The 22,662-nt window shown below is 37.7% G+C and carries 23 protein-coding genes; 1 reads left to right on the top strand and 22 read right to left on the bottom strand.

Annotated elements, in window-relative coordinates:
* Positions 1-3 precede the first annotated feature (3 nt).
* The 19 genes from rseP to ylqF form a co-directional block, all read right to left on the bottom strand.
* On the bottom strand, positions 4-1,308 hold the full coding sequence (gene rseP, locus BBS29_RS06790) for an RIP metalloprotease RseP (protein WP_068130482.1): 1,305 nt from the start codon (positions 1,306-1,308) through the stop codon (positions 4-6).
* Complete coding sequence (dxr, locus tag BBS29_RS06795) at positions 1,309-2,436, bottom strand: 1-deoxy-D-xylulose-5-phosphate reductoisomerase (protein WP_068130485.1); 1,128 nt, start codon at positions 2,434-2,436, stop codon at positions 1,309-1,311.
* A gap of 11 nt (positions 2,437-2,447) precedes the next feature.
* Positions 2,448-3,233 carry a phosphatidate cytidylyltransferase gene (locus BBS29_RS06800; RefSeq protein ID WP_068130488.1) on the bottom strand — a complete coding sequence of 262 codons (786 nt, stop codon included), beginning with the start codon at positions 3,231-3,233 and terminating at the stop codon, positions 2,448-2,450.
* Positions 3,223-3,972, bottom strand: coding sequence for an isoprenyl transferase (locus tag BBS29_RS06805; RefSeq protein ID WP_068130491.1), 750 nt, complete (start codon positions 3,970-3,972; stop codon positions 3,223-3,225). The genes BBS29_RS06800 and BBS29_RS06805 overlap by 11 nt, the downstream gene beginning before the upstream one ends.
* Before the next feature lie 109 nt (positions 3,973-4,081).
* On the bottom strand, positions 4,082-4,639 hold the full coding sequence (gene frr / locus BBS29_RS06810; RefSeq protein WP_068130493.1) for a ribosome recycling factor: 558 nt from the start codon (positions 4,637-4,639) through the stop codon (positions 4,082-4,084).
* A 13-nt stretch (positions 4,640-4,652) separates the two neighbouring features.
* Positions 4,653-5,375 (bottom strand): UMP kinase, encoded by a 723-nt coding sequence (gene pyrH, locus BBS29_RS06815; protein ID WP_143861275.1) that lies wholly within the window; start codon positions 5,373-5,375, stop codon positions 4,653-4,655.
* Between the two features lie 63 nt (positions 5,376-5,438).
* A complete protein-coding gene (tsf, locus tag BBS29_RS06820) occupies positions 5,439-6,320 on the bottom strand; it encodes a translation elongation factor Ts (protein WP_068130499.1) in 882 nt (293 codons plus the stop codon).
* A gap of 82 nt (positions 6,321-6,402) precedes the next feature.
* The gene (gene rpsB, locus BBS29_RS06825) at positions 6,403-7,170 is read right to left on the bottom strand and encodes a 30S ribosomal protein S2 (protein WP_040929145.1); all 768 of its coding nucleotides are present in this window, start codon (positions 7,168-7,170) and stop codon (positions 6,403-6,405) included.
* 140 nt (positions 7,171-7,310) lie between these two features.
* Positions 7,311-8,081, bottom strand: a complete 771-nt coding sequence (codY, locus tag BBS29_RS06830; RefSeq protein WP_068130502.1) for a GTP-sensing pleiotropic transcriptional regulator CodY — start codon at positions 8,079-8,081, stop codon at positions 7,311-7,313.
* Positions 8,082-8,099: 18 nt separating this feature from the next.
* Positions 8,100-9,464: an ATP-dependent protease ATPase subunit HslU gene (gene hslU, locus BBS29_RS06835; RefSeq protein WP_068130506.1), complete on the bottom strand. Its 1,365-nt coding sequence runs from the start codon at positions 9,462-9,464 to the stop codon at positions 8,100-8,102.
* An 8-nt stretch (positions 9,465-9,472) separates the two neighbouring features.
* Positions 9,473-10,018, bottom strand: a complete 546-nt coding sequence (gene hslV / locus BBS29_RS06840; RefSeq protein WP_040929147.1) for an ATP-dependent protease subunit HslV — start codon at positions 10,016-10,018, stop codon at positions 9,473-9,475.
* A gap of 5 nt (positions 10,019-10,023) precedes the next feature.
* Complete coding sequence (xerA, locus tag BBS29_RS06845) at positions 10,024-10,905, bottom strand: site-specific tyrosine recombinase/integron integrase (protein WP_068130508.1); 882 nt, start codon at positions 10,903-10,905, stop codon at positions 10,024-10,026.
* Between the two features lie 152 nt (positions 10,906-11,057).
* On the bottom strand, positions 11,058-13,124 hold the full coding sequence (gene topA / locus BBS29_RS06850; RefSeq protein WP_068130512.1) for a type I DNA topoisomerase: 2,067 nt from the start codon (positions 13,122-13,124) through the stop codon (positions 11,058-11,060).
* An 84-nt stretch (positions 13,125-13,208) separates the two neighbouring features.
* Positions 13,209-14,003, bottom strand: a complete 795-nt coding sequence (gene dprA / locus BBS29_RS06855) for a DNA-processing protein DprA (RefSeq protein ID WP_084778904.1) — start codon at positions 14,001-14,003, stop codon at positions 13,209-13,211.
* Positions 14,004-14,092: 89 nt separating this feature from the next.
* A complete protein-coding gene (gene sucD, locus BBS29_RS06860; RefSeq protein WP_068130516.1) occupies positions 14,093-14,998 on the bottom strand; it encodes a succinate--CoA ligase subunit alpha in 906 nt (301 codons plus the stop codon).
* Between the two features lie 18 nt (positions 14,999-15,016).
* Positions 15,017-16,186, bottom strand: a complete 1,170-nt coding sequence (gene sucC, locus BBS29_RS06865; RefSeq protein ID WP_068130519.1) for an ADP-forming succinate--CoA ligase subunit beta — start codon at positions 16,184-16,186, stop codon at positions 15,017-15,019.
* 98 nt (positions 16,187-16,284) lie between these two features.
* Positions 16,285-17,460 carry a DUF418 domain-containing protein gene (locus BBS29_RS06870; protein WP_068130522.1) on the bottom strand — a complete coding sequence of 392 codons (1,176 nt, stop codon included), beginning with the start codon at positions 17,458-17,460 and terminating at the stop codon, positions 16,285-16,287.
* Entirely contained in the window at positions 17,457-18,209 is a 753-nt protein-coding gene (locus BBS29_RS06875) for a ribonuclease HII (protein ID WP_068130525.1), read from the bottom strand. The genes BBS29_RS06870 and BBS29_RS06875 overlap by 4 nt, the downstream gene beginning before the upstream one ends.
* A complete protein-coding gene (gene ylqF / locus BBS29_RS06880; protein ID WP_068130528.1) occupies positions 18,199-19,053 on the bottom strand; it encodes a ribosome biogenesis GTPase YlqF in 855 nt (284 codons plus the stop codon). Before ylqF ends, BBS29_RS06875 begins: the two co-directional genes overlap by 11 nt.
* Before the next feature lie 220 nt (positions 19,054-19,273).
* Between ylqF and BBS29_RS06885 the strand changes: the two genes are divergently transcribed.
* Entirely contained in the window at positions 19,274-20,521 is a 1,248-nt protein-coding gene (locus tag BBS29_RS06885) for a Glu/Leu/Phe/Val family dehydrogenase (RefSeq protein WP_246827400.1), read from the top strand.
* Positions 20,522-20,552: 31 nt separating this feature from the next.
* Here BBS29_RS06885 and arsC read toward each other — a convergent pair whose 3' ends face one another.
* Genes arsC through BBS29_RS06900 form a run of 3 tightly spaced genes read right to left on the bottom strand, consistent with a single transcriptional unit; the run spans position 20,553 to position 22,570 of the window.
* Complete coding sequence (gene arsC / locus BBS29_RS06890; protein ID WP_040929157.1) at positions 20,553-20,951, bottom strand: arsenate reductase (thioredoxin); 399 nt, start codon at positions 20,949-20,951, stop codon at positions 20,553-20,555.
* 15 nt (positions 20,952-20,966) lie between these two features.
* Positions 20,967-22,256: an arsenite efflux transporter membrane subunit ArsB gene (arsB, locus tag BBS29_RS06895; RefSeq protein ID WP_068130534.1), complete on the bottom strand. Its 1,290-nt coding sequence runs from the start codon at positions 22,254-22,256 to the stop codon at positions 20,967-20,969.
* The gene (locus tag BBS29_RS06900) at positions 22,253-22,570 is read right to left on the bottom strand and encodes an ArsR/SmtB family transcription factor (RefSeq protein WP_068130537.1); all 318 of its coding nucleotides are present in this window, start codon (positions 22,568-22,570) and stop codon (positions 22,253-22,255) included. Before BBS29_RS06900 ends, arsB begins: the two co-directional genes overlap by 4 nt.
* Positions 22,571-22,662: the final 92 nt, after the last annotated feature.

A 22,662-nucleotide genomic window follows, 5' to 3' on the forward strand; every position in this document is an offset into this window, starting at 1 on the left:
CAATTATCCCCCTAAGAAAAATACTTTGATGTCGTTCCATGTCACTAAGATCATAATCATTATAACGAATAATACACCTGCAATTTGAATATTCATTGCAACTTTTTTATTTACCGGCTTTCTAAATATCGCTTCGTATAAGACGAATAATATTCTTCCACCGTCGAGTGCTGGAATTGGTAATAAGTTCATTACCCCTAAGTTTACACTAATCATCGCAGTAAATGCGATTAAACTTATAATGCCGAGCTGCGCGACGGATTCTGTCACTTTATAAATACCGACAGGTCCGTTTAACATATCAAATGTAAACTCACCTTGGAATATCGATAAGAACAGTTGACCGAGTAGCGTGAGTAACATCGTACTCACTTCAATCATTCTTTCAGTACCCCAAAGAATCGGTTCGAAAATATTTTTAGGTTCTGCCATCATTTGACGCACACCGATAATTAATCGTTTCTCAACGTCACCAGTTGGAGTCTCTGTCTCTTCAATCATCGGCACGATGTCAACTTCACGGACGTTACCATCGTTTTCAACTGTAAACGTAATCGGTTTATCTTCTCCACCGTTTGCTGCGATCGTTTGTGTCATTTCTGTCCAGTCACTGACGACTTGACCGTTGACTTCTTTCACTTCGTCACCGACGACAATTCCAGCTTTTTCTGCTGGAGACCCTTCAGATACTTCACCAACAATCGGTGTGTCGACTGTTTTACCAACAACATAAGCTAAAAAGATAAATAACACAAATGCGAGTAAGAAGTTAAATAATGGTCCTGCAAACAATGTTAAAAATCGTTGCCACGGCGTCTTTGACTCAAAACGTTCATCGTAGCTTGCGATACGTTCTAATTGTCCGTTTTCAACTAAATACGCTGTTTTTGCGAGCGTGTACGTGACGACATTATTATCGCTATAGCGATTCGCTGTCACTGTCATTTTCTCAACAAAATCGTTGTCGATAACTTCAACCGCTTCGATGTCGTTAAAATTATGTTTATCATCTAATAATACGTGTGTAATTTCGTTTGAATCGTTTAATTTTAGTGCGATACTCATCCCTTTGTTTAAAGGGTTCACTTCCATATCCGCACTTGCCATACGAACGTATCCTCCGACTGGTAATAAACGAATTGTATATAACGTGTCGTTATGGCTGTATGAAAATAGTTTTGGTCCCATTCCAATCGCAAACTCCGGACAATAGATACCTGCACGTTTTGCAAAGTATAAGTGACCGAGTTCATGTACTGTAACGAGTACTCCAAATACGACTATAAAAGATAAAATACCTACCAACAGTTAAACCCTCCAGTCTGACTTATATAACTTATCGTAATGTAATATCGTTTCGAGGTCTGGATTTTGTACAACCTCATGGTGTGCCATTCTCGATTCAACGATATCTTCTATTTCTAAAAATGTAATTTCATCGTTTAAAAATTTGTTCACCGCATACTCATTCGCTGCGTTCATAACCGCTGGCATCGTTCCACCGACTTTTAACGCTTCATACGCAAGTTGAATCATTTTAAATCGCTTAAAGTCCATCGGTTCAAAATTTAATGTCGATAACGTATTGATATCCAGTGGATTGTCTTTATAAATACGGTCTGGATACGTCATCGCGTATTGAATCGCTGTACGCATATCACTATTTCCAAGTTGAGCGATTATACTATTGTCCGTAAACTCAACCATCGAGTGTATAATACTTTCACGATGAATTAGCGTTTTAATTTTATCGATTGGCATATTAAATAAGTGATGTGCTTCGATTACTTCTAAACCTTTATTCATCATCGTTGCGCTGTCAATCGTAATCTTTTGACCCATCGACCAGTTCGGATGGTTTAACGCATCTTTTTTCGTGACGTGTTTTAACTCTTCACGTGTTAAATCTCTAAAACTTCCGCCTGACGCAGTAATAATGAGCTGACGAACTTGAGAGAGTTTTTCACCATTTAAACATTGAAAAATCGCAGAATGTTCACTATCGACAGGAATAATTTCTGCACCGTACTGTTTCGCATGGTTCATGACGATGTCACCTGCTGCGACGAGTGTTTCCTTGTTAGCTAAAGCGATTTTACGCCCCTTTTCAATTGCGCGTAACGTCGGAACGAGTCCGACACTTCCTAATATCGCAGTCACTAATATATCCGCGTCATATGTCGCAACGTCTACTAGACCATCATTTCCGTACGTAAATGTCACATCTGTAAACTCACCTTTTAAAGATGTCGCATCTCGTTCGTCCATGACTGATACGAGTTTCGGTTTAAACTCTGTAATAATTTGCCTTAACATCTCGATATTTCGACCTGCAGAAATTGCTTCTACAGAAAACTTATCACTATTATACCTTATGACGTCTAGTGTTTGAGTTCCAATTGACCCCGTCACACCTAATATCGATATTTTTTTCATAAAGTCACCTTCTAAATAATTATCGGTAGTATATTCATTAACGGTAGAACGAATATAAAACTATCGAATCTGTCTAGAATACCACCGTGGCCAGGTAAAATTGTCCCTGAATCTTTGACGTCAAAATGTCTCTTTAATGCAGATTCAACGAGATCTCCCATTTGACCAAATGCACTTAAAATCACCGTTAAAACGATGAGTGAAAACATATTGTTATCTAAAAGACCCGTCAGTGAAAATATTACTGCAAGAACTGCAGCACTAAATAGCCCACCGAGCGCACCTTCTATCGTTTTATTTGGTGAGATACGCGGCCATAATTTTCGCTTACCAATGGCGCGTCCAAATAAATACGCACCTGTATCTGTCGTCCATACGATTAAAAGTCCGTACATTAAATAAATCAAACCAGCATTTCTCGTTTCATATGCATACATAAATCCAATACCGATATAAGCGACACTCATGACACAAAATCCCATGTCGACAAACGAGAATCGGTTATTAGATATAACAGTAAACGACAACATAACGAGCGCAATACCGATGAGTAAATTTAAACGGTACGCTTCAACTGTTGGTAAAAATGTCGAATTTGGTCCGAGGATTAAAAACAACGCGAGAATTGACATAATACCCGGCACACTGAAAATATGAATTCGATTCATTTTTAAGATTTCGTATAAAGCGACAAAAGACATTAAGTAAACGAGCGCTAAAAATGGAATACCGCCGTAGATTACAAGAGGTAAAAATATGAGTAACGCGACAACTGCTGTAATAACTCTAGTTTTCATCGTGACGTTCCTCCTTTAACCCACCAAATCTTCGGTCTCTTTTACAATAACTTTCTATAATCGAATTGAACTCTTCAACAGATAATTCCGGCCAATACGTATCTGTAAAATATAATTCACTATACGAAATTTGCCATAATAAAAAGTTACTTATTCGATATTCCCCACTCGTACGAATGAGTAATTCCGGATCCGGATAGTCTTTTGTATATAAATACGTGCTAAACGTTTCGTCAGTAATATTTGATGACTCTATAGTCCCACTTTCTACGTCTTTTGCGATATTTTTTACAGCGCGTACAATTTCATTTCTACCACCGTAATTCAGCGCAAAAATTAACGTTAAACCCGTATTGTTTTTTGTTTTATTGACCGCATAAGAGACGGCTTTTTTAGTATGTAAAGGTAATTCATCAAATTCACCGATCGTCTCTACTTTTACATTTTCTCTCATCAATTCTGGTAAGAATTTGTTCATAAAAATTCCAGGAAGTTTCATCAAAAATGATACTTCACTTTGTGGGCGTGACCAGTTCTCTGTAGAAAATGCATATAGCGTTAAATACTTTATATTTAATTGATTCGCAGCTACAACTATTCGACGAACAGTCTCCATGCCTTGTTCGTGCCCTTTTACTCGAGGTAATCCAAGGCTTTTAGCGTATCTGCCGTTTCCATCCATGATAATCGCTACATGGTTTGGACCATTTATATCGGTCGAGTTTTTCTCATTAAACATAAGTAGCCTCCGAGTTAAAATTAAAAAACGTACAGACTGTACATATTAATCTATTTTAACATAAGAAACATTAAAAAATACAGGTAAGCGAATGCTTACCTGTAAACTTTTAAACTTCCATAATGTCTGCTTCTTTTTCCTTTACGCGTTCGTCGATGATGTTCACAAATTTATTTGTTAAATCTTGAACATCTTCTTCTAATGAACGTAATTCGTCTTCACTAATTTCAGAGTCTTTCTCTTGTTTCTTTAGTGTATCGTTTGCATCACGGCGGATGTTACGAATAACGACTTTAGAGTTTTCACCAACGCTTTTAACGTCTTTTGTTAATTCTTTACGTCTGTCTTCTGTTAGTTGCGGAATTGTAATACGAATCATCGTACCATCTGACGTTGGGTTCACACCTAAGTCAGCTAATTGAATCGCTTTTAACACGTCGTCTACTGAACTTTTGTCGTACGGTGTAACTGTTAACATTCTCGCTTCTGGCACTTGAATGTTTGCAAGTTGTTGAAGCGGAGTGTCCGCACCGTAATAGTTTACGTACACGCGGTCTAAAAGACTTGCGTTTGCTGTTGCTGTACGAATTCCTGCAAGTTCACGATTTAACGCATCAATTGCGTCGTTCATTTTCTTTTCTGCTTGTTTCAATACGTCGTTAGCCATTATTTTCTCCCTTTTAATCTGTTATCGTTGTACCAATATCTTCGCCGAGTACTGCGCGTTTGATATTGCCCTCTTCTGTAATTGAAAATACCACAAGTGGGATAGAGTTGTCCATACAAAACGATGTTGCTGTTGCGTCCATCACTTGTAAGTTCTTCTGTAACATGTCGAGATAAGAAAGCGATTCGAACTTTGTCGCTGTGTCGTCGTGCTTTGGATCTGCTGAATATACGCCGTCTACGTTATTTTTACCCATTAAGATAACGTCAGCATTTATTTCAGCTGCACGTAATGCTGCTGTTGTATCTGTTGAGAAGTACGGGTTACCGATTCCTGCTGCAAATATAACGACGCGTCCTTTTTCTAAGTGACGAATCGCACGACGTCGAATATACGGCTCTGCAATTTGTTTCATTTCAATCGATGTTAATACGCGTGTATCAACACCTAATTGTTCTAAACTGTCTTGTAACGCGAGTGAGTTCATTACTGTAGCGAGCATACCGATATAGTCTGCGTTCCCACGTTCCATACCTAAGTCACTTCCAGTTTTACCACGCCAAATGTTTCCACCGCCGACGATTACAGCGATTTCTACATCTAGTTCTCTCGCTTCTTTAATTTGCTTTGCGATATTTTTAATGATATCCGGTTTAATTCCGACACCTTCTCCACCAGCAAGTGCCTCACCAGAAAGTTTTAATACGATGCGTTCATATTTAGAAGAACTCATGATTTTCATTCCTTTTAACTGTTATATATATTGATATAGAAAAAAGACACCGAAGTGTCTTTTTAATTACTGACCCATTTGGCCTTTAACTTCTGCAGCAAAGTCTTCATTACGTTTTTCTAAACCTTCACCTAGTCCAAAACGAACGAAAGTAACGAGTTCAGCGTTGTTTTCTTTTAAGAATTGATCGACAGTTTTGTCACTATCTTTAACGAATGGTTGTGAACCGATGACGATTTCTTCTAAGAATTTACGCATTCTTCCTTCAACCATTTTATCAACGATGTTTTCTGGTTTACCTTCTTCAAGCGCTTGGTTACGTAATACTTCACGCTCTTTATCTAACTCTTCTTGTGGTACTTCGTCTTGTTTTGCATATTGAGGATTTAATGCAGCAGCGTGCATTGAAACATCTTTAGCGATTGCTTCGTCTGTTGAACCTTCAATTACAGATAACACACCGATCGTACCACCCATGTGGATGTACTCACCGAATGCACCATTTTCTGGCTTAGTTAAAACTTCAAAACGACGGATGTTCATGTTTTCACCAATTGTAGCAATTGCTGATTTCATAACTTCCTCAACTGATTGACCATCTAATTCAGAAGCGTTTAACTCTTCTAAGTTCGCTGGTTTTGTTTTAACGATATGCTCAGCAATTTTCTTAACTAAGTTTTGGAACTGTTCGTTACGTGCAACGAAGTCAGTTTCAGCGTTAATTTCAACGATTGCTGCATCGTTACCGTCTACTGCGATTTCAATTAAACCTTCAGTAGCGATACGGTCTGCTTTTTTACCAGCAGAAGCAATACCTTTTTCACGTAGGTATTGGATTGCTTCTTCGATGTTACCATCAGTTTCTTGTAACGCTTTTTTACAATCCATCATACCTGCGCCAGTTTTTTCACGTAATTCTTTAACTAATTGAGCTGTAATTTTAGCCATTATTGTTCCTCCATATTCTTTAAAATCAATTTATGTTTTAAAAAAGGTGATAAATAACAAGTACTTATCACCAAATTGTTTATTATTCTTCAGTTTCTGATGCTTCTTCAGCTGATTCTTCTTCTGTTAAGTCGATGTTTTGTTCAGCTGCAACATCTTCGTTAGATACACCTTGTTGACCTTCTAATACAGCGTCAGCCATTTTAGATGTCATTAAGCGTACCGCACGAATCGCATCGTCGTTAGAAGGGATAACGTAGTCCACTTCGTCTGGGTCACAGTTAGTGTCAACCATTGCAACGACTGGGATACCTAAGATTTTAGCTTCGTTGATCGCGATAGATTCTTTACGTGGATCTACGACGAATAATGCTTTAGGCATATCTGTCATTTCACGAATTCCACCTAAGAATTTGATTAAACGATCGTATTCTTTATTGATTTCTGCAACTTCTTTTTTAGGAAGTACTTCGAATAATCCGTCTTCTTCCATTTTTTCGATTTCAGAAATTCTGTCGATACGTCCTTTGATTGTATCGAAGTTTGTTAAGATACCACCTAACCATCTGTGGTTTACGTAAAGTTGACCTGCACGCTCTGCTTCTTCTTTAATCGCATCTTGAGCTTGCTTTTTCGTACCGACGAATAATACTTTACCGCCGTCACGTGAAACTTCTTTAATGAAGTTGTACGCATCGTCAACCATCTTAACTGTTTGTTGTAAATCGATAATGTAGATACCGTTACGCTCCGTGAAGATGTATTTTTTCATCTTCGGGTTCCAACGGCGTGTTTGGTGTCCAAAATGTACACCAGCTTCAAGTAATTGTTTCATACTAATTACTGCCATGAATATTTTCCTCCTTGGTTTTTACCTCCGCTTTAACGCTAGCTAACAACCGTTACGGCACCAGTTAGCTCCTTGCTAAAACGTGTGTAATTGGCTTTATAGCCGTTTATTATAATAGCACAGTTTAGTCAGGGCTTCAACTAAAACATATCTTTTTCTAGTTCTTTTAAGAATCCTGGCTTTTTAATGCGAATAAACGTCCCTTTCATACCGAGTGAACGAGATTCAATAACGCCTGCACTTTCTAACTTTCTTAACGCGTTTACGATAACTGAACGTGTAATCCCGACTCTATCCGCAACTTTTGACGCGACGAGTAAACCTTCTAACGCATCGAGCTCTTCAAAAATGTGTTCGATCGCTTCACGTTCAGAGTATGATAATGAGCGGATTGCCATCGCGATGCTCGCTTTGTCACGCGCTTCTTTTTCAACTTCTTTTTGACGCTCGTTCATCATTTCCATACCTACAACAGTACTTGCGTACTCACATAAGACGAGATCTTCTTCGGTAAATTTTTCTTCTTTTTTACCGACGACGAGCGTTCCAAGGCGATCTCCACCACCGAAAATTGGAATGACGCACGTCTCTGAGTTACTATATTCAGCAACTTCTTCTGGGAAGATCGTTAACTTATTACTAAAGTCGATATTCTCTTCTGTTTCACGTAGTCGCATAATACGGTTCATATAATACTCAGGGAACTCACGATTTTCTAAAAAATCGTGCATACGACTATTTTCATCGAAACTTTCGTGATACGTACCGTAACCGAGTAACTTCGCATCACTCGCGACGATGAACGTGTTACAGTCTAATATTCTACTAAGTTTTTCTGCTAACGCTTCGTATTTTACGTTTTCTTGAATGAGCTTATTAATTTCTCTCGCTCTTTCTAATAATGTTGGCATATAGAATAGCCCTCCGTTTTATAAAATAAATTGACTTAAGTTTTTACTACTCTTAATTGTGTCTAGCTTATCATTTACGTATTTCTCTGTAATTTCAACGTGTGCACCGTGCATATTATCCGCTTCAAACAGTAACTCTTCAAGCAGAGTTTCCATAATCGTATGAAGTCGTCTTGCACCGATATCATCCGTCGTAGAGTTTACGTCGTACGCAATATTTGCGAGTGCTTCGATCGCTTCATCGGTATAACTGACCGTCACACCTTCAGTTTCAAGCAGTGCTTCATATTGCTTTAATAATGAATGTTTTGGTTCAGTTAAAATACGTTTAAAGTCTTCTGCTTTTAACTTATCGAGTTCTACACGAATCGGGAAACGCCCTTGTAACTCTGGAATTAAATCACTCGGTCTTGCAACGTGGAACGCTCCAGCACCGATAAATAAAATATGTTCCGTATTCACCGGTCCGTATTTCGTTTCAACAACACTTCCTTCAACGATTGGTAAAATGTCACGTTGTACCCCTTCACGAGATACTCCAGCTTGACTATTTGACCCCATCGCAATTTTATCCATCTCATCGATAAAGATAATCCCTAACGTTTCAGCGAGTTCAATCGCTCGGTCATAGACGAGGTCCGTGTCGATCAGCCCTTCAGACTCTTCTCTAATTAAATGCTCACGCGCATGTTTTACTGGCAGACGTTTTTTACGTTTTTTCTTCGGCATCATATTTTGTAACATATCGCCCATACCATTGTCCATACCTGGCATCATCATCGACATTTGTTTCTCTTCGACTTCGATTTCAACGACACGCTCTTCTAAACGTCCGTCTTCTAAATCCTGGCGGATGTTACGACGTTTTTCACGTACAGTGTCATCAACTTCTTCTACTGGTTCTTCTGTTTTACCCATATTTGAAAACATTTCAAACGGATTGTTAAACGTCGGTTCTTTAAAACGTCCTGGTGCGAGTAATTTTATTAAACGTTCGTTCGCTAATTTCGTCGCCTCTTCACGAACGCCTTTAAATAATTCTTCTTTCACCATTTTTACGCTCGTCTCGACTAAGTCTCTCACCATCGACTCGACGTCACGACCGACATAACCGACTTCTGTATACTTTGTCGCTTCAACTTTCGTAAACGGTGCACCGGTAATTTTAGCCATGCGTCTTGCGACTTCTGTTTTACCGACACCTGTTGGTCCGATCATTAATATATTTTTCGGGATGACTTCATGTTTAAGTTCATCACTTAATTTCATACGGCGATATCTATTTCTCATCGCTATCGCAACTTTACGCTTTGCTTCATATTGTCCGACGATGTTTTCGTCGAGTTTTGACACAATTTCTCTTGGAGATAAACTAGCCAATATATATCCTCCTATTCAGCATCTATCGTTTCAACGATAATATTATCATTTGTAAAGACACAAATATCTGCAGCGATTTTTAACGCGTCACGCGCAATCGTCTCAGCATCTAAATCGTCTCCGTGTAATTTCATCGCGCGTCCTGCAGCGAGTGCGAAGTTCCCACCAGACCCAATCGATAAAATACCATCGTCTGGCTCGATGACTTCACCTGTACCTGAAACGATTAACATCGTATCTTTATTCATAACGATTAACATCGCTTCAAGTTGGCGGAGCATTTTATCTGTACGCCACTCTTTCGCAAGTTCTACGGCTGCACGTTCAAGTTGACCGTTATACTCATATAGTCTTGCTTCAAATTTTTCATATAAAGTAAATGCATCAGCGACACTACCTGCAAATCCAGCGACAACTTTTCCTTCATATAAACGTCTCACTTTTCTCGCGGTATGTTTCATGACGACTTGGTTACCTAAAGTAACTTGTCCGTCACCAGCCATCGCCATTTTACCTTTATGCTTGACTGCAAATATCGTCGTTCCTTTAATTGCCACTTTCGTCACCTCTTATTATTTTGTGGATGTGCGTTTAAATACGCTTGTCTCAACTGCTCTTTAGAAACGTGCGTATACCTTTGAGTCGTCGATAACGACTCATGACCAAGTAGTTCTTGTACTGCACGTATGTCTGCCCCGTTATTTAACATATGCGTTGCGAAAGTATGTCGTAACGTATGCGGATGAAGCGATGCTTTTACTGCACTTTCTTTCATCACTTTATTGATGATATAGCGTAATCCACGGTCAGTTAATTTCATCAAATTATAATTTAACCAAAAAGCACCTGTCTCTTCCATATGTTTAGAAAACGTCTCGATATATTCAAGTAACGCTTCTTTTACGGATTCATTAAACGGTACGATACGTTCTTTGTTCCCTTTACCGAGTACTTTTAACAACCGGTGATCAAAGTCGATATCAGAAACTTCGATGTTTAATAGTTCTGCACTACGTATTCCTGTGCCGTATAATAACTCGAGTAACGCACGATCTCTCGTGTACATCTTTTTGTTTTTATCGAGTGACTGAAACAAAGCATCGATTTGGTTTTCATACAAGAAATCCGGTAACATAGAGTCTCGCTTTGGAAAAGACACTTGACTCACCGGATTGTTTTCTACGATATATCGTTCGTTTAAATAATTATAAAAACTACGAATCGCAGAAATTTTACGGCTAATCGTCGTCTTTTTATAGTCTTTATCGTATATAAACGTTAAATAATTACGTGCATCTCTCGACTCAAACGTCGTTACCGTTAGATGTTCCGCGTTTAAAAATGATTCAAACTCGCGTAAATCGAGTTGATAACTTTCAATCGTTTTTGGAGAATACTGCTTTTGATACTTTAATACATCTAAAAAGTCGAGTACATAGTCCATCCACAGTCCTCCTCACTGTTATAAAAAAATTCCCATTGAATAGTTTAATATATTTGACAGACAATTGCACACAATTACTATTTTTCTGAAATATCTTTTTTCTTATGAAACACCATAAAAAATCTAGGCTAGATTAGTAGCCTAGATTATTTTTAGTTTGCATCTTCTTCATAATCACAGTTCGAACATTTTACCTTGACCGTTTTACCTTTACGTTGCTCGACTAAGTACTGGTCACATTTCGGACAATCTCTACCGACTGGCTTATCCCATGATACGAAGTCACAGTCTGGATATCGTTCACATCCGTAGAAAATACGACCTTTTTTTGACTTACGTTCAACGATTTCGCCTTCTTTACAAGTCGGACATTTTACACCGATCTTCTTAACGATTGGTTTTGTGTTACGGCAATCTGGGAAGTTTGAACATGCCATAAATTTACCGTAACGTCCCATTTTGTAAACCATTGGCGAGCCACATTTTTCACAGTCTATGCCTGCGGGTTCGTCTTTAATTTCGATTTCTTCCATTTCTGATTCAGCTTTTTCAACTTGTGGTCTAAACCCTTTATAAAAGTCATCGATCACTTTTACCCACTCTTTGTTGCCGTCTTCAATTTCGTCGAGTTGTTTTTCCATATCTTTCGTAAAATCAACATCGATAATATCTGGGAAGTAATCGGATACTTGTGCAGAAACGATTTCTCCAAGTTCAGTTGGAACAAAACGACGCTGGTCGAGACGTACGTAGTTACGTTTTTGAATCGTCTCAATCGTCGGTGCGTACGTAGATGGTCGGCCGATACCTGACTCTTCTAACGTTTTTACAAGACGTGCTTCAGTGTAACGTGGTGGTGGTTGAGTAAAGTGCTGATTTGAATCGATCTTTTCAGCAGTAACCGTTTCACCTTCAGAAATTTCAGGGATAATATTTTCTTTCGCATCTACTTTTTCGTCTGTACCTTCTTCGTATACTTGTAAGAATCCTTTAAATTTAATAGTAGAACCGTTACTTCTAAAGATGACTCCGTTATTGTTTAAGTCCACGCGCACAGTATCGAGCACTGCTGGTGCCATTAAACTAGCGACGAAACGGTCCCAAATTAGTTTGTACAAACGGTACTGATCACGTGATAAGAAAGCTTTCATTTCTTGTGGTGTACGTAATGTAGATGTTGGACGCACCGCTTCGTGCGCATCTTGTCCTTCAGACTTTTTATCTTTACGTTTACCTAAAAACTCTTTACCGTACGTGTTTTCAATATATCCGTATGCTTCAGACTTCGCTTCGTTAGATACGCGCGTAGAGTCTGTTCTCATATACGTAATTAAACCAATCGTCCCTTGTCCTTTTACGTCAATTCCTTCATACAGTTGTTGAGCGAGCATCATCGTTTTACGTGCACGGAAATTTAATTTACGCGCCGCTTCTTGTTGTAATGTAGAAGTCGTAAATGGATACGCAGGATATCTCAGTTTTTCTTTTTTCTCGACAGAGTCGACGTTAAAGTCGTCTCCTTTAATTTGCTTTAAAACGTCTTTAACGACAGATTCATTTGGTAACTCTGTCTTTTTAGCGTCAGACGCTAACTTATAAAACTTACCTGTAAATTTCGAGCGCTTATATTTAAAGTGACCTTCAATTGACCAATATTCTTCTGGTTTAAAGTTACGGATTTCATTTTCTCTGTCGATAATCAGTTTTAATGCAACTGATTGTACACGACCTGCAGATAATCCTTTTTTAACTTTCTTCCATAATACTGGTGAAATGTTATAACCAACGAGTCTGTCTAATATACGACGTGCTTGCTGTGCGTCGACGAGTTGTTGGTCCATTTCTCTCGGTTCTTTAAAACTATTTTTTACTGCATCTTTTGTAATTTCATTAAATACGACGCGGTGATATTCTTTATCGTCACCGAGAGCGTGTGCTAAATGCCACGCGATCGCTTCACCTTCACGGTCCGGGTCCGATGCTAAATAAATTCGTTTTGCTTTTTTTGCTTCTTTTTTAAGTTCTTGAAGTAAAGGTCCTTTACCTCTAATCGTTATATATTTTGGTTGGTAGTTGTTTTCGACGTCAATACCAATTTGACTACGGGGCAAATCTCTAAGGTGACCCATCGAAGCGACGACTTTATATCGTTTTCCAAGATATTTACCAATCGTCTTCGCTTTTGCTGGGGACTCTACAATGACTAAATTATCTGCCACTTTTAATTGCCTCCCTCACGTTTTATGATTCAATGAACAATATTACACACTAACTTTTAAATTTGTCAACGGTTCTAAATTCATTTATTGTAATTCATATAAAATATCATCAGCTTTTGTAACGAATATCGCACCTTCTTTTAACCGCGCATTTACACCTGCACTGAGCGGTGACGTAATATTTCCTGGTATACAAAAGACGTGTCGATTTTCTTCCATCGCCATCTCTAACGTAATTAAACTTCCGCTTTTTTCTTCGGCTTCAGTGACTAATACACCTTCACTTAAGCCAGCGATAATTCTATTTCGTGCGACGAATTGATGCTTATTTATCGGTGTGCCTGGTGGATACTCACTAATCGTACAACTATATTTTTCAATACGATGTCTCGTTTTTATTGTTGACTTCGGATAATGGATATCGTGACCAAATGCGAGTACACCGATCGTTTGAATATTCTCTTCAAGTGCAATATGGTGCGCGATATCATCTGCACCATATGCGAGACCTGACACGACTGTAAACTCATTTAACGCTGGAATGATTCTTTGTAACGCTTGACGCGTATACATTCCAGCTTTACGACTACCAACGATGCCGATTTTGCGACCATTTAAAGCCGATAAAGAGCCCTTTACATATAATACGTACGGCGGATCATAAATTTCTTTTAACGATGCTGGATAATACTTTGAACTCTCCGTTATAAACGTCACACCGTTCTCACACAATGTACGGTGGATGTCTTCTAACGAAATTTCTCTCGCATGCTGTAACTTCTTAATTGTAGATTCTTTTAATACTTCACCATTTCGGATCTTCTGAAACTCTTTTCTTGTAACTTTTGCAAAACTTAATTGTAAAATGTGAAGTTTCATACCTGTATTATAATCGATAGTTTTTAAAATTGGTATAAAAATAAAAAAACGCAGAGATTATATTATCTCTGCGTTACAATTTAAATTTATTATTTAATTGTTAGACATTGCTCGTAAAGGCCTTCTTTTTTAATACGCTCGATTAATGTCTCACCGATTACTGACGGTGTATCTGCTGTGTCGATACCTGCGTCGTTCATCGCTTTAATTTTACCTTCTGCTGTACCTTGACCACCAGAAATGATCGCACCAGCGTGACCCATACGTTTTCCTGGAGGCGCTGTTTGACCACCGATGAATCCAACAACTGGTTTTGTCATATGTTCTTTCACCCAAGCTGCTGCTTCTTCTTCAGCTGTACCACCGATTTCACCGATCATTACAACTGCGAGTGTTTCATCGTCTTCGTTAAATGCTTTTAATACGTCGATGAAGTCTGTACCGTTTACTGGGTCTCCACCGATACCAACAGCTGTCGTTTGACCGATTCCAGCTTCAGTTAATTGGTGAACTGCTTCGTAAGTTAACGTACCAGAACGTGATACAACTCCTACGTGACCTTTTTTGTGGATATATCCTGGCATAATACCGATTTTAGTTTCATCAGCAGTGATGATACCAGGACAGTTTGGCCCAACAAGACGTGTTTCTTTGTCTTCTAAGTAGTCCACGACTTTAACCATGTCTAATACTGGAATATGCTCTGTAATACAGATAACAAGTTCTACACCTGCATCTGCTGCTTCCATGATTGAATCTGCTGCGAATGGAGCTGGAACGTATACGACTGATACTGTCGCGCCAGTTTCTTTTTTCGCTTCTTCTACTGTATTGAATACAGGTACACCTTCTACTACTTGTCCACCTTTACCTGGTGTTACACCACCGACAATTTTCGTGCCGTAGTCTAACATTTGTTTCGTATGGAATAATGCAGTAGATCCAGTAATACCTTGTACGATTACTTTTGTATCTTTATCTACAAATACTGCCACAATTAATTTCCCCTTATCTTATTTATTTTCTTCAACGAGTGCGATAATTTTTTGTGCACCTTCAGCCATTGTGCTTGCTGGTGTAATTGCTAAACCAGAGTCTTTAAGAATCTCTTTACCTTCTTTAACGTTTGTACCTTCTAAACGTACGACTAATGGAATTTCAAGTCCGACGTTTTTAACTGCTTGTACAACACCTTTAGCAATGACGTCACATAACATGATTCCACCGAAGATGTTTACAAAGATACCTTCTACGTTTTCATCACTTAAGATGAGTTCGAATGCTTTTGTAACTTTCTCTTCAGTCGCACCGCCACCTACGTCTAAGAAGTTCGCTGGGCTTCCACCGAAGTGGTTAATTGTGTCCATCGTTGCCATCGCAAGTCCAGCACCGTTAACCATACAACCGATGTTACCATCTAGTGCAATATAAGATAAGTCGTATTTAGACGCTTCAACTTCTTTTGGATCTTCTTCGTCGAAGTCACGCATTTCCATTACTTCTTTTTGACGGTATAATGCGTTATCGTCAAAGTTGATTTTCGCATCTAACGCCATAACTTCACCGTCACCTGTTGTTACAAGTGGGTTAATTTCGACGATTGATGCATCTTTTTCTACAAATACATCATAGAGTCCAAGTAATAATTTTGCCGCTTTGTTAATTAACTCAGTTGGAATGTTGATGTTAAACGCAAGTCTTCTTGCTTGGAATGGTAATAAACCAACTGCTGGGTCGATCACTTCAGTGAAGATCTTTTCAGGTGTTTTAGCTGCAACCTCTTCGATTTCAGTTCCACCTTCTTCAGAACCCATTAACACGACACGGTTTGTCGCACGGTCTACAACAAAGCTGATGTAGTATTCATCTTTAATGTCGCAACCTTCTTCAATTAATAAACGGTTAACAACAGTACCATCTGGTCCGTTTTGTACCGTTACTAATGTAGAACCGAGTAAACTTTCAGCGTATTCTTTAACTTCATCTAAAGATTTCGCAATCTTTACGCCTCCAGCTTTCCCACGTCCACCTGCGTGAATTTGTGCTTTCACTACGTAGACGTCAGAGTCTAATGTTTTTGCTACTTCTACCGCTTCTTCAGGCGTACGCGCAACGTCACCGTTCGGTACTTTTACCCCTTTAGAGCGGAAAATTTGTTTTCCTTGATACTCATGAATATTCATGGTCTGCCTCCTAAGCGTTATAATAATAAGCTTTCAAAACTATTATATAAATTCATCGCACTATTGTAAACTTAACACGCTTCTAAAAAGTGTAATTTTTAAATATGTGCGTTTTTTCCACGTTTTAAATGTGGTTTAAACGAGAAATACGTCCAAATTCTAAGTATATATTCGAGTGGTCCGTATTTAAACTTCTTCATATAGTAATAACTACATATAATTTGTACGATAAAGAAAATGATCGCTATTACAAATGACAACGTAAAGTTACCATCTCCGAATCGTCCAAGCCCACTACCATAATATATAAACGAGTGGAATACGGATTGTAAAATATAGTTCGTTAACGATAATTTACCGACGGCTGCTAAACTGTCCATAAATAAGTTTTCCTTATATAGATAATAAAATAGTGCGATATATCCATAAGCTAACGCTGTGTCGATAAAGAACATATAATAATCGAGTGTCTCATTATTAAGCCCAAATATATTTAATATAATACCGATCGGTACGAGTAGAATGAGTGCTTTTTTCCACGTGCCACCTGTTTCAAACATTTTAAGTTTTGCTGCAATCATTCCAGATATAAAGACAGGCACGTAAAAGGAAATAATGAGTATATACGTAAATACATATCCGACTACACCACCGCCAAAAAACGGATTCTCTGAATCGAATATAAACGACTGACGTTCAGCATTCGATAACGTACGATACGCTTCTTTTTCTTCGAGTAAATATTCGATTTTTTCATCGGTTAACTCTGTCGTATAACTCTCAAATTCTACATCTACGTCTTCTACACTACTACCAAAGTCTAAATGCATTAATACAACGAGTGCTGAAGATAATAAGAAACATACAATCATCGTTTTAAGACTTCGATTCGGTAGCCAAAATAAAACAATCGTCATCAGTCCATAAACGAACAAAATATCTCCTTCAAATAAATACATCGCGTGCAGTGTACCAAATAAAAGTAACGCGAGTCCGCGACGAATGAGTCCACGTTTTACACCGAGATCTTTACGTTTAAAACTAGACGCCATCATATACATCCCAAATCCAAATAAAAAGGCAAATATCGGCATCGTACTTCCTTCAAATAATACGCGAATCGTATTCATTAAAAAGATGCCCGTTTTAGGTACGTCATACACTTCAGGATAACTATTACCAAACATACCGTAGTTAAAAACGAGCAAGTTAGCGAGTAATATCCCTAGTAAACTAAATCCTCTTAAACTATCTACGACTTTAATTCTGTTCATCTAAAAATCTCCTGAATTCCCTTAACGGGTGAAAAACTTTTTCTATGAATCGGTGTTGCTCCGTATTGTCCTAACGCATCTAAATGAGTCTTCGTTCCATACCCTGAGTTCTTTTCAAAATCATATTCCGGATACTTTTTACTATGTGCTTCCATTAAACGGTCACGATATACTTTTGCAATAATTGAAGCGGCAGCAATCGAATTTGAATTTGCATCACCTTTTATGATACTTTGCTGATGAATATCTACATCTAATTCCATCGCATCAATCAATAAGTGATCCACTTGTACTTTTAAATTTTCAACTGCACGAGTCATCGCAAGTTTCGTCGCTTCATATATATTTAATGTGTCAATTTCTTCCACTGTTGCGGTACCTATACCAACCGTGCACGTATCTAAAATTAAATCATATAAACGATTTCTTTCAGTTTCACTTAATTTTTTAGAATCATCTAACCCATATAACTTCTCGTCACCTAAAATTACAGCACCAGCAACAACTTCTCCTGCGAGTGGCCCGCGCCCTGCTTCATCGACTCCGGCAATTACACCTGTTAACTCACGCTCATAGACCATCATACTTTCAAAACGTCGTTTCGTCTCTTCGATTTTTTCAAGTTGACGTCTGCGACTTTTAATTGCATTTTGTACACCAACACGTGTGTCACTTTGTAAATCAATACTTTCTAAATCTTCTATAGAATGTATCGTCTGTAAAAATTCTTTTACTTCTTTAATTGTCATCGTTAACCTCGTCAAATGTATATCTACCGATTTTACCGTTACGAATGTCGTAAACGACGCGGTTTGTCACTTGTTCATAGTCAACTTCGTTACCAGACATTAACATACCTCTACTTCTACCGATTGCGTCAAACACGGATACGATATCATCGACGTCATAATTCGTAATTTTATAAAATGCATCGAACGTTTCCTTATCGTGTTCGATTAAAAATTTCATACCAAAAATAGCGACCTCATCTAAATGAACGACTCTATCCGTAATTGCACCTGTTAAACTTAATTTTAAGCCGACATCTCCTTCAAACTTTGGCCATAATACACCTGGAGTGTCTAGCAGTTCTAAATTATTTCCTGCTTTAATCCACTGTTGTGATTTTGTTAACCCAGGTGTATTTCCAGTTCTAGCTGCTTTTTTACGCGCTAAACTATTAATTAACGTCGACTTTCCAACGTTTGGAATACCGATAATCATCGCACGAATCGGACGACGATTAATACCGCGAGCTTCCATACGTTGAAACATCTCTTCAGTCGCTTCCATCGCAACTGGTTCAATGCGCTTTAATACGTTATTGCTACGAGCATCCAGTGCTATCGGATACGTCCCAATCGACTTAAAGTAATTCATCCACTGATTTGTCATATTTTGATCTGCGAGATCAGACTTATTTAAAATGACAATACGTGGTTTATTTTTAACGATCTCGTTCATCATTGGGTTTTGACTCGACATTGGAATTCTCGCGTCTAAAATTTCTATCACTACATCAACTTTACTTAAATTCTCTTCAATTTGGCGCCTTGCTTTTGCCATATGTCCAGGAAACCAGTTAATAGACATATCTCCACTTCCTCATTACGTTTTAATTTCTATTCGATTATAGCAAATTCCTTTTATCATACGATATACCACAAGGATTTAAAATATGTAAATTATGAAAAAGATTAGCCATACGAACATTAAATTTTTGTTCGAAAATACAAAATAACAATCTTTCATTATTTTATAAACGTGATATTATATACATATAAACTTAATATCAAAAAAGGTGGTCTTTCCTTTGAGTAACAACTCATTTATCAATGCGCAACAACAAGTTGAATCAGCATGTAGAATTTTGAATACGGAACCAGCAGTCTTTGAAATTTTAAAAGACGTTGAGCGTATGATTGAAGTTAGCATTCCAGTTAAGATGGATGACGGTACAATCAGAACGTTCAAAGGTTACCGTGCAGCACACAACACGTCACTCGGACCAGCAAAAGGTGGAATTCGTATTCACCCTGCAACAACGTACGATGACGTAAAAGCGTTATCTATTTGGATGACATTTAAATGTGCAGTAACAGGTACACCATACGGTGGTGGTAAAGGTGGTATCGTTGCTGACCCAACAAAACTATCTGAAAACGAACTCGAGCAATTAGCGCGCGGATACGTTCGTGGTCTTTACAAATACTTAGGCGAAAAAATCGACGTACCTGCACCAGACGTAGGCTGTAGTGCACAAATGATCAGCTGGATGGTTGACGAATACTGTCAATTAGCTGGTACACAAGCACTCGGTACATTCACTGGTAAACCAGTAGAATACGGTGGGTCACTAGGACGTACAGAATCAACAGGATTCGGTATTTCAGTCATTGGACGTCAAGTTGCTAAGAAATTCGATATCCACTTCGAAGAAGCAACACTTGCAGTACAAGGATTCGGTAACGTAGGAAGCCACGCGGTAAAATACTTCGAACAACTCGGTGCAACAGTACAAGCAGTTATGGAGTGGCATCCAGATGGACTATTTGCTATCTACCGTGAAGAAGGATTTACTTACGAAGAGCTAGAAGCAAACCGTGGTAAATTCAAAGAAATGGACGACGTTAAAATCTTAAACCCAGAAGACTTCTGGTCATTAGACGTAGACATTATGGTACCAGCAGCACTTGCAAACGCAATCGATGAGCGCGTTGCGAAATTAGTAAAAGCAAACATCGTACTTGAAGGTGCAAACGGACCAGTCACTACTGAAGGAGATGCAGTATTCAAAGAAAGAGGCATCACAGTAGTACCAGACATCCTTACAAACTCAGGTGGAGTAATCGTATCTTACTATGAGTGGGTACAAAACCTACAAGGATTCTACTGGACAGAAAAAGAAGTCTTAGAGCGTCAAGAAGAGAAAATGATCCAAGCATTTGACGAAATCTGGGATACAAAAGAAAAACACGACGTTACATTCAGAGAAGCGGCTTACTTAAACTCAATTCAAAAAGTAGCAGACGTTATGAAGTTACAAGGTAAATTATCTTAATATAAAAGAGGCGAAATGACTCGCCTCTTTTTTAATGTCTCAATTTAAATTGTTCTATCGCTAATTTAATTTCATCTCTAACACGCTCGAATTCTGACCACTCTTTACCCGCAGGATCATCAAAACCCCAATGTTCTTTTTTAACGTTTACCGGTAAGATAGGACAATTCTCATCTGCATCACTACATAACGTTACGACTAAATCTGATTGTTTTAAAATATCATTATCAATCAAGTCTGACGTATGGTCTGATATATCAATACCTACTTCTTTCATAGCTTCTACTGCTTTAGGATTAACACCATGTGTTTCAATACCAGCAGAATAGACATTCCAGTCTTCACCTAATAATTTCTTCCCCCAACCCTCAGCCATTTGGCTACGGCAAGAGTTGCCAGTACATATAAAATAAATTGTTTTCTTATCCATAATTAAAGCCTCTTTTTAAAATATGATTAGTGTAAAGTACAATCCTAAGAGTGTTACAAATAGGACTGGAATAGTAATGACAATTCCCGTTTTAAAGTATGTTCCCCATGAAATCTTTACACCTTTTTGTGCTAAAACATGTAGCCATAATAATGTTGCTAAAGAACCAATCGGCGTAATTTTAGGTCCTAAATCAGAACCTATAATATTCGCATAAACCATACCCTCTTTGAGTAGTCCTGTAGCACTAGATTGACCAATCGCTATTGCATCTATTAAAACAGTTGGCATATTGTTCATAATTGATGATAAGAAAGCAGCTATAAAGCCCATACCCATCACACTGATGAATAATCCATAACTTGAAATATTAGTTAATATTTCAGCTAAAAATGTTGTGATACCTACATTTTTTAATCCAAATACAACTAAATACATACCAATAGAAAATAGAACGATGTTCCATGGTGCACCTGTAATCACTTGTTTTGTATTAACTGCTTTAGATTTTCGAGCGAATAGCACAAAGATTATAGCAATCGTACCAGCAACAAAAGATACAGGTATCTGAACAAACTCACTAACAAGATAACCAACAAGTAGTATTACTAAAACAATCCATGAAATCCTAAATAGTTTAAGATCTTTAATTGCATTTTTAGGATTGGGTAGGTTTTCTGCATTAAACGTTTTAGGTATAGATTTTCTGAAATATAACCATAAAACGACAATACTAGCAATTAAAGAGAATATATTAGGAATAATCATACGGTTAAAATATTCAATAAACCCAATATCGAAGTAATCTGCAGAAACAATATTCACTAAGTTACTTACAATTAAAGGTAGTGATGTCGTATCCGCAATAAAGCCACTAGCAATAATAAAAGGGAAAATCTCTTTTTTATTAAATCCTAAATTTCTTACCATTGCTAATACGATAGGCGTTAATATTAAAGCGGCACCATCATTTGCGAAAAATGCTGCTACAACTGCTCCAAGTAACATGATAAAAACAAACATTTTTAACCCATTACCATTTGAAGCTCTGACCATATGTATTGCAGACCATTCAAAAAAGCCAATTTCATCTAATATTAATGAAATTAAAATAACAGCTACAAAAGTTAGAGTGGCATTCCAAACAATACCTGTTACTTCTACTACATCAGAAAAACTTACAACTCCTGTAATGATAGCCACAACTGCCCCAATTAAAGCTGTAACACCAATATCTAAACCTTTCGGTTGCCATATAACAAAAATTAAAGTTAAAAGGAAAATCACAATTGCTAAAATCATCAACAGCAATCACCTGATTTCACATTTTTACATACACATCTTTCGGTCGATGTATTAATAATATTTAAATTTTTGATAATTTCATCTAAATTATCATGATTCAGTTGATACCAATGTTTGTTACCGTCTTTTCTTGTTGTAACTAATTCATTATCTACTAAAGTCTTCATATGATGACTGAGTGTAGGTTGTGAGAAATGAAAGTATTCCAACAAGTCACAAGCACATAATTCCCCACAAGATAGTAAATCTAGTATCTCCAATCGACTTGGATCTGATAAGACTTTTAATATTTTTGATAGTTCTTTATAAGACATGACTAAACCTCCTAGATGGTAAATAGATTAACATCTATATAGATTGTTGTCTATGTGCTTTTGTTATTTTTTTACAAACCCTTACGAAACGT

This window comes from Nosocomiicoccus ampullae (assembly GCF_001696685.1).
In the GTDB taxonomy this organism is placed as follows: Bacteria; Bacillota; Bacilli; order Staphylococcales; family Salinicoccaceae; genus Nosocomiicoccus; species Nosocomiicoccus ampullae_A.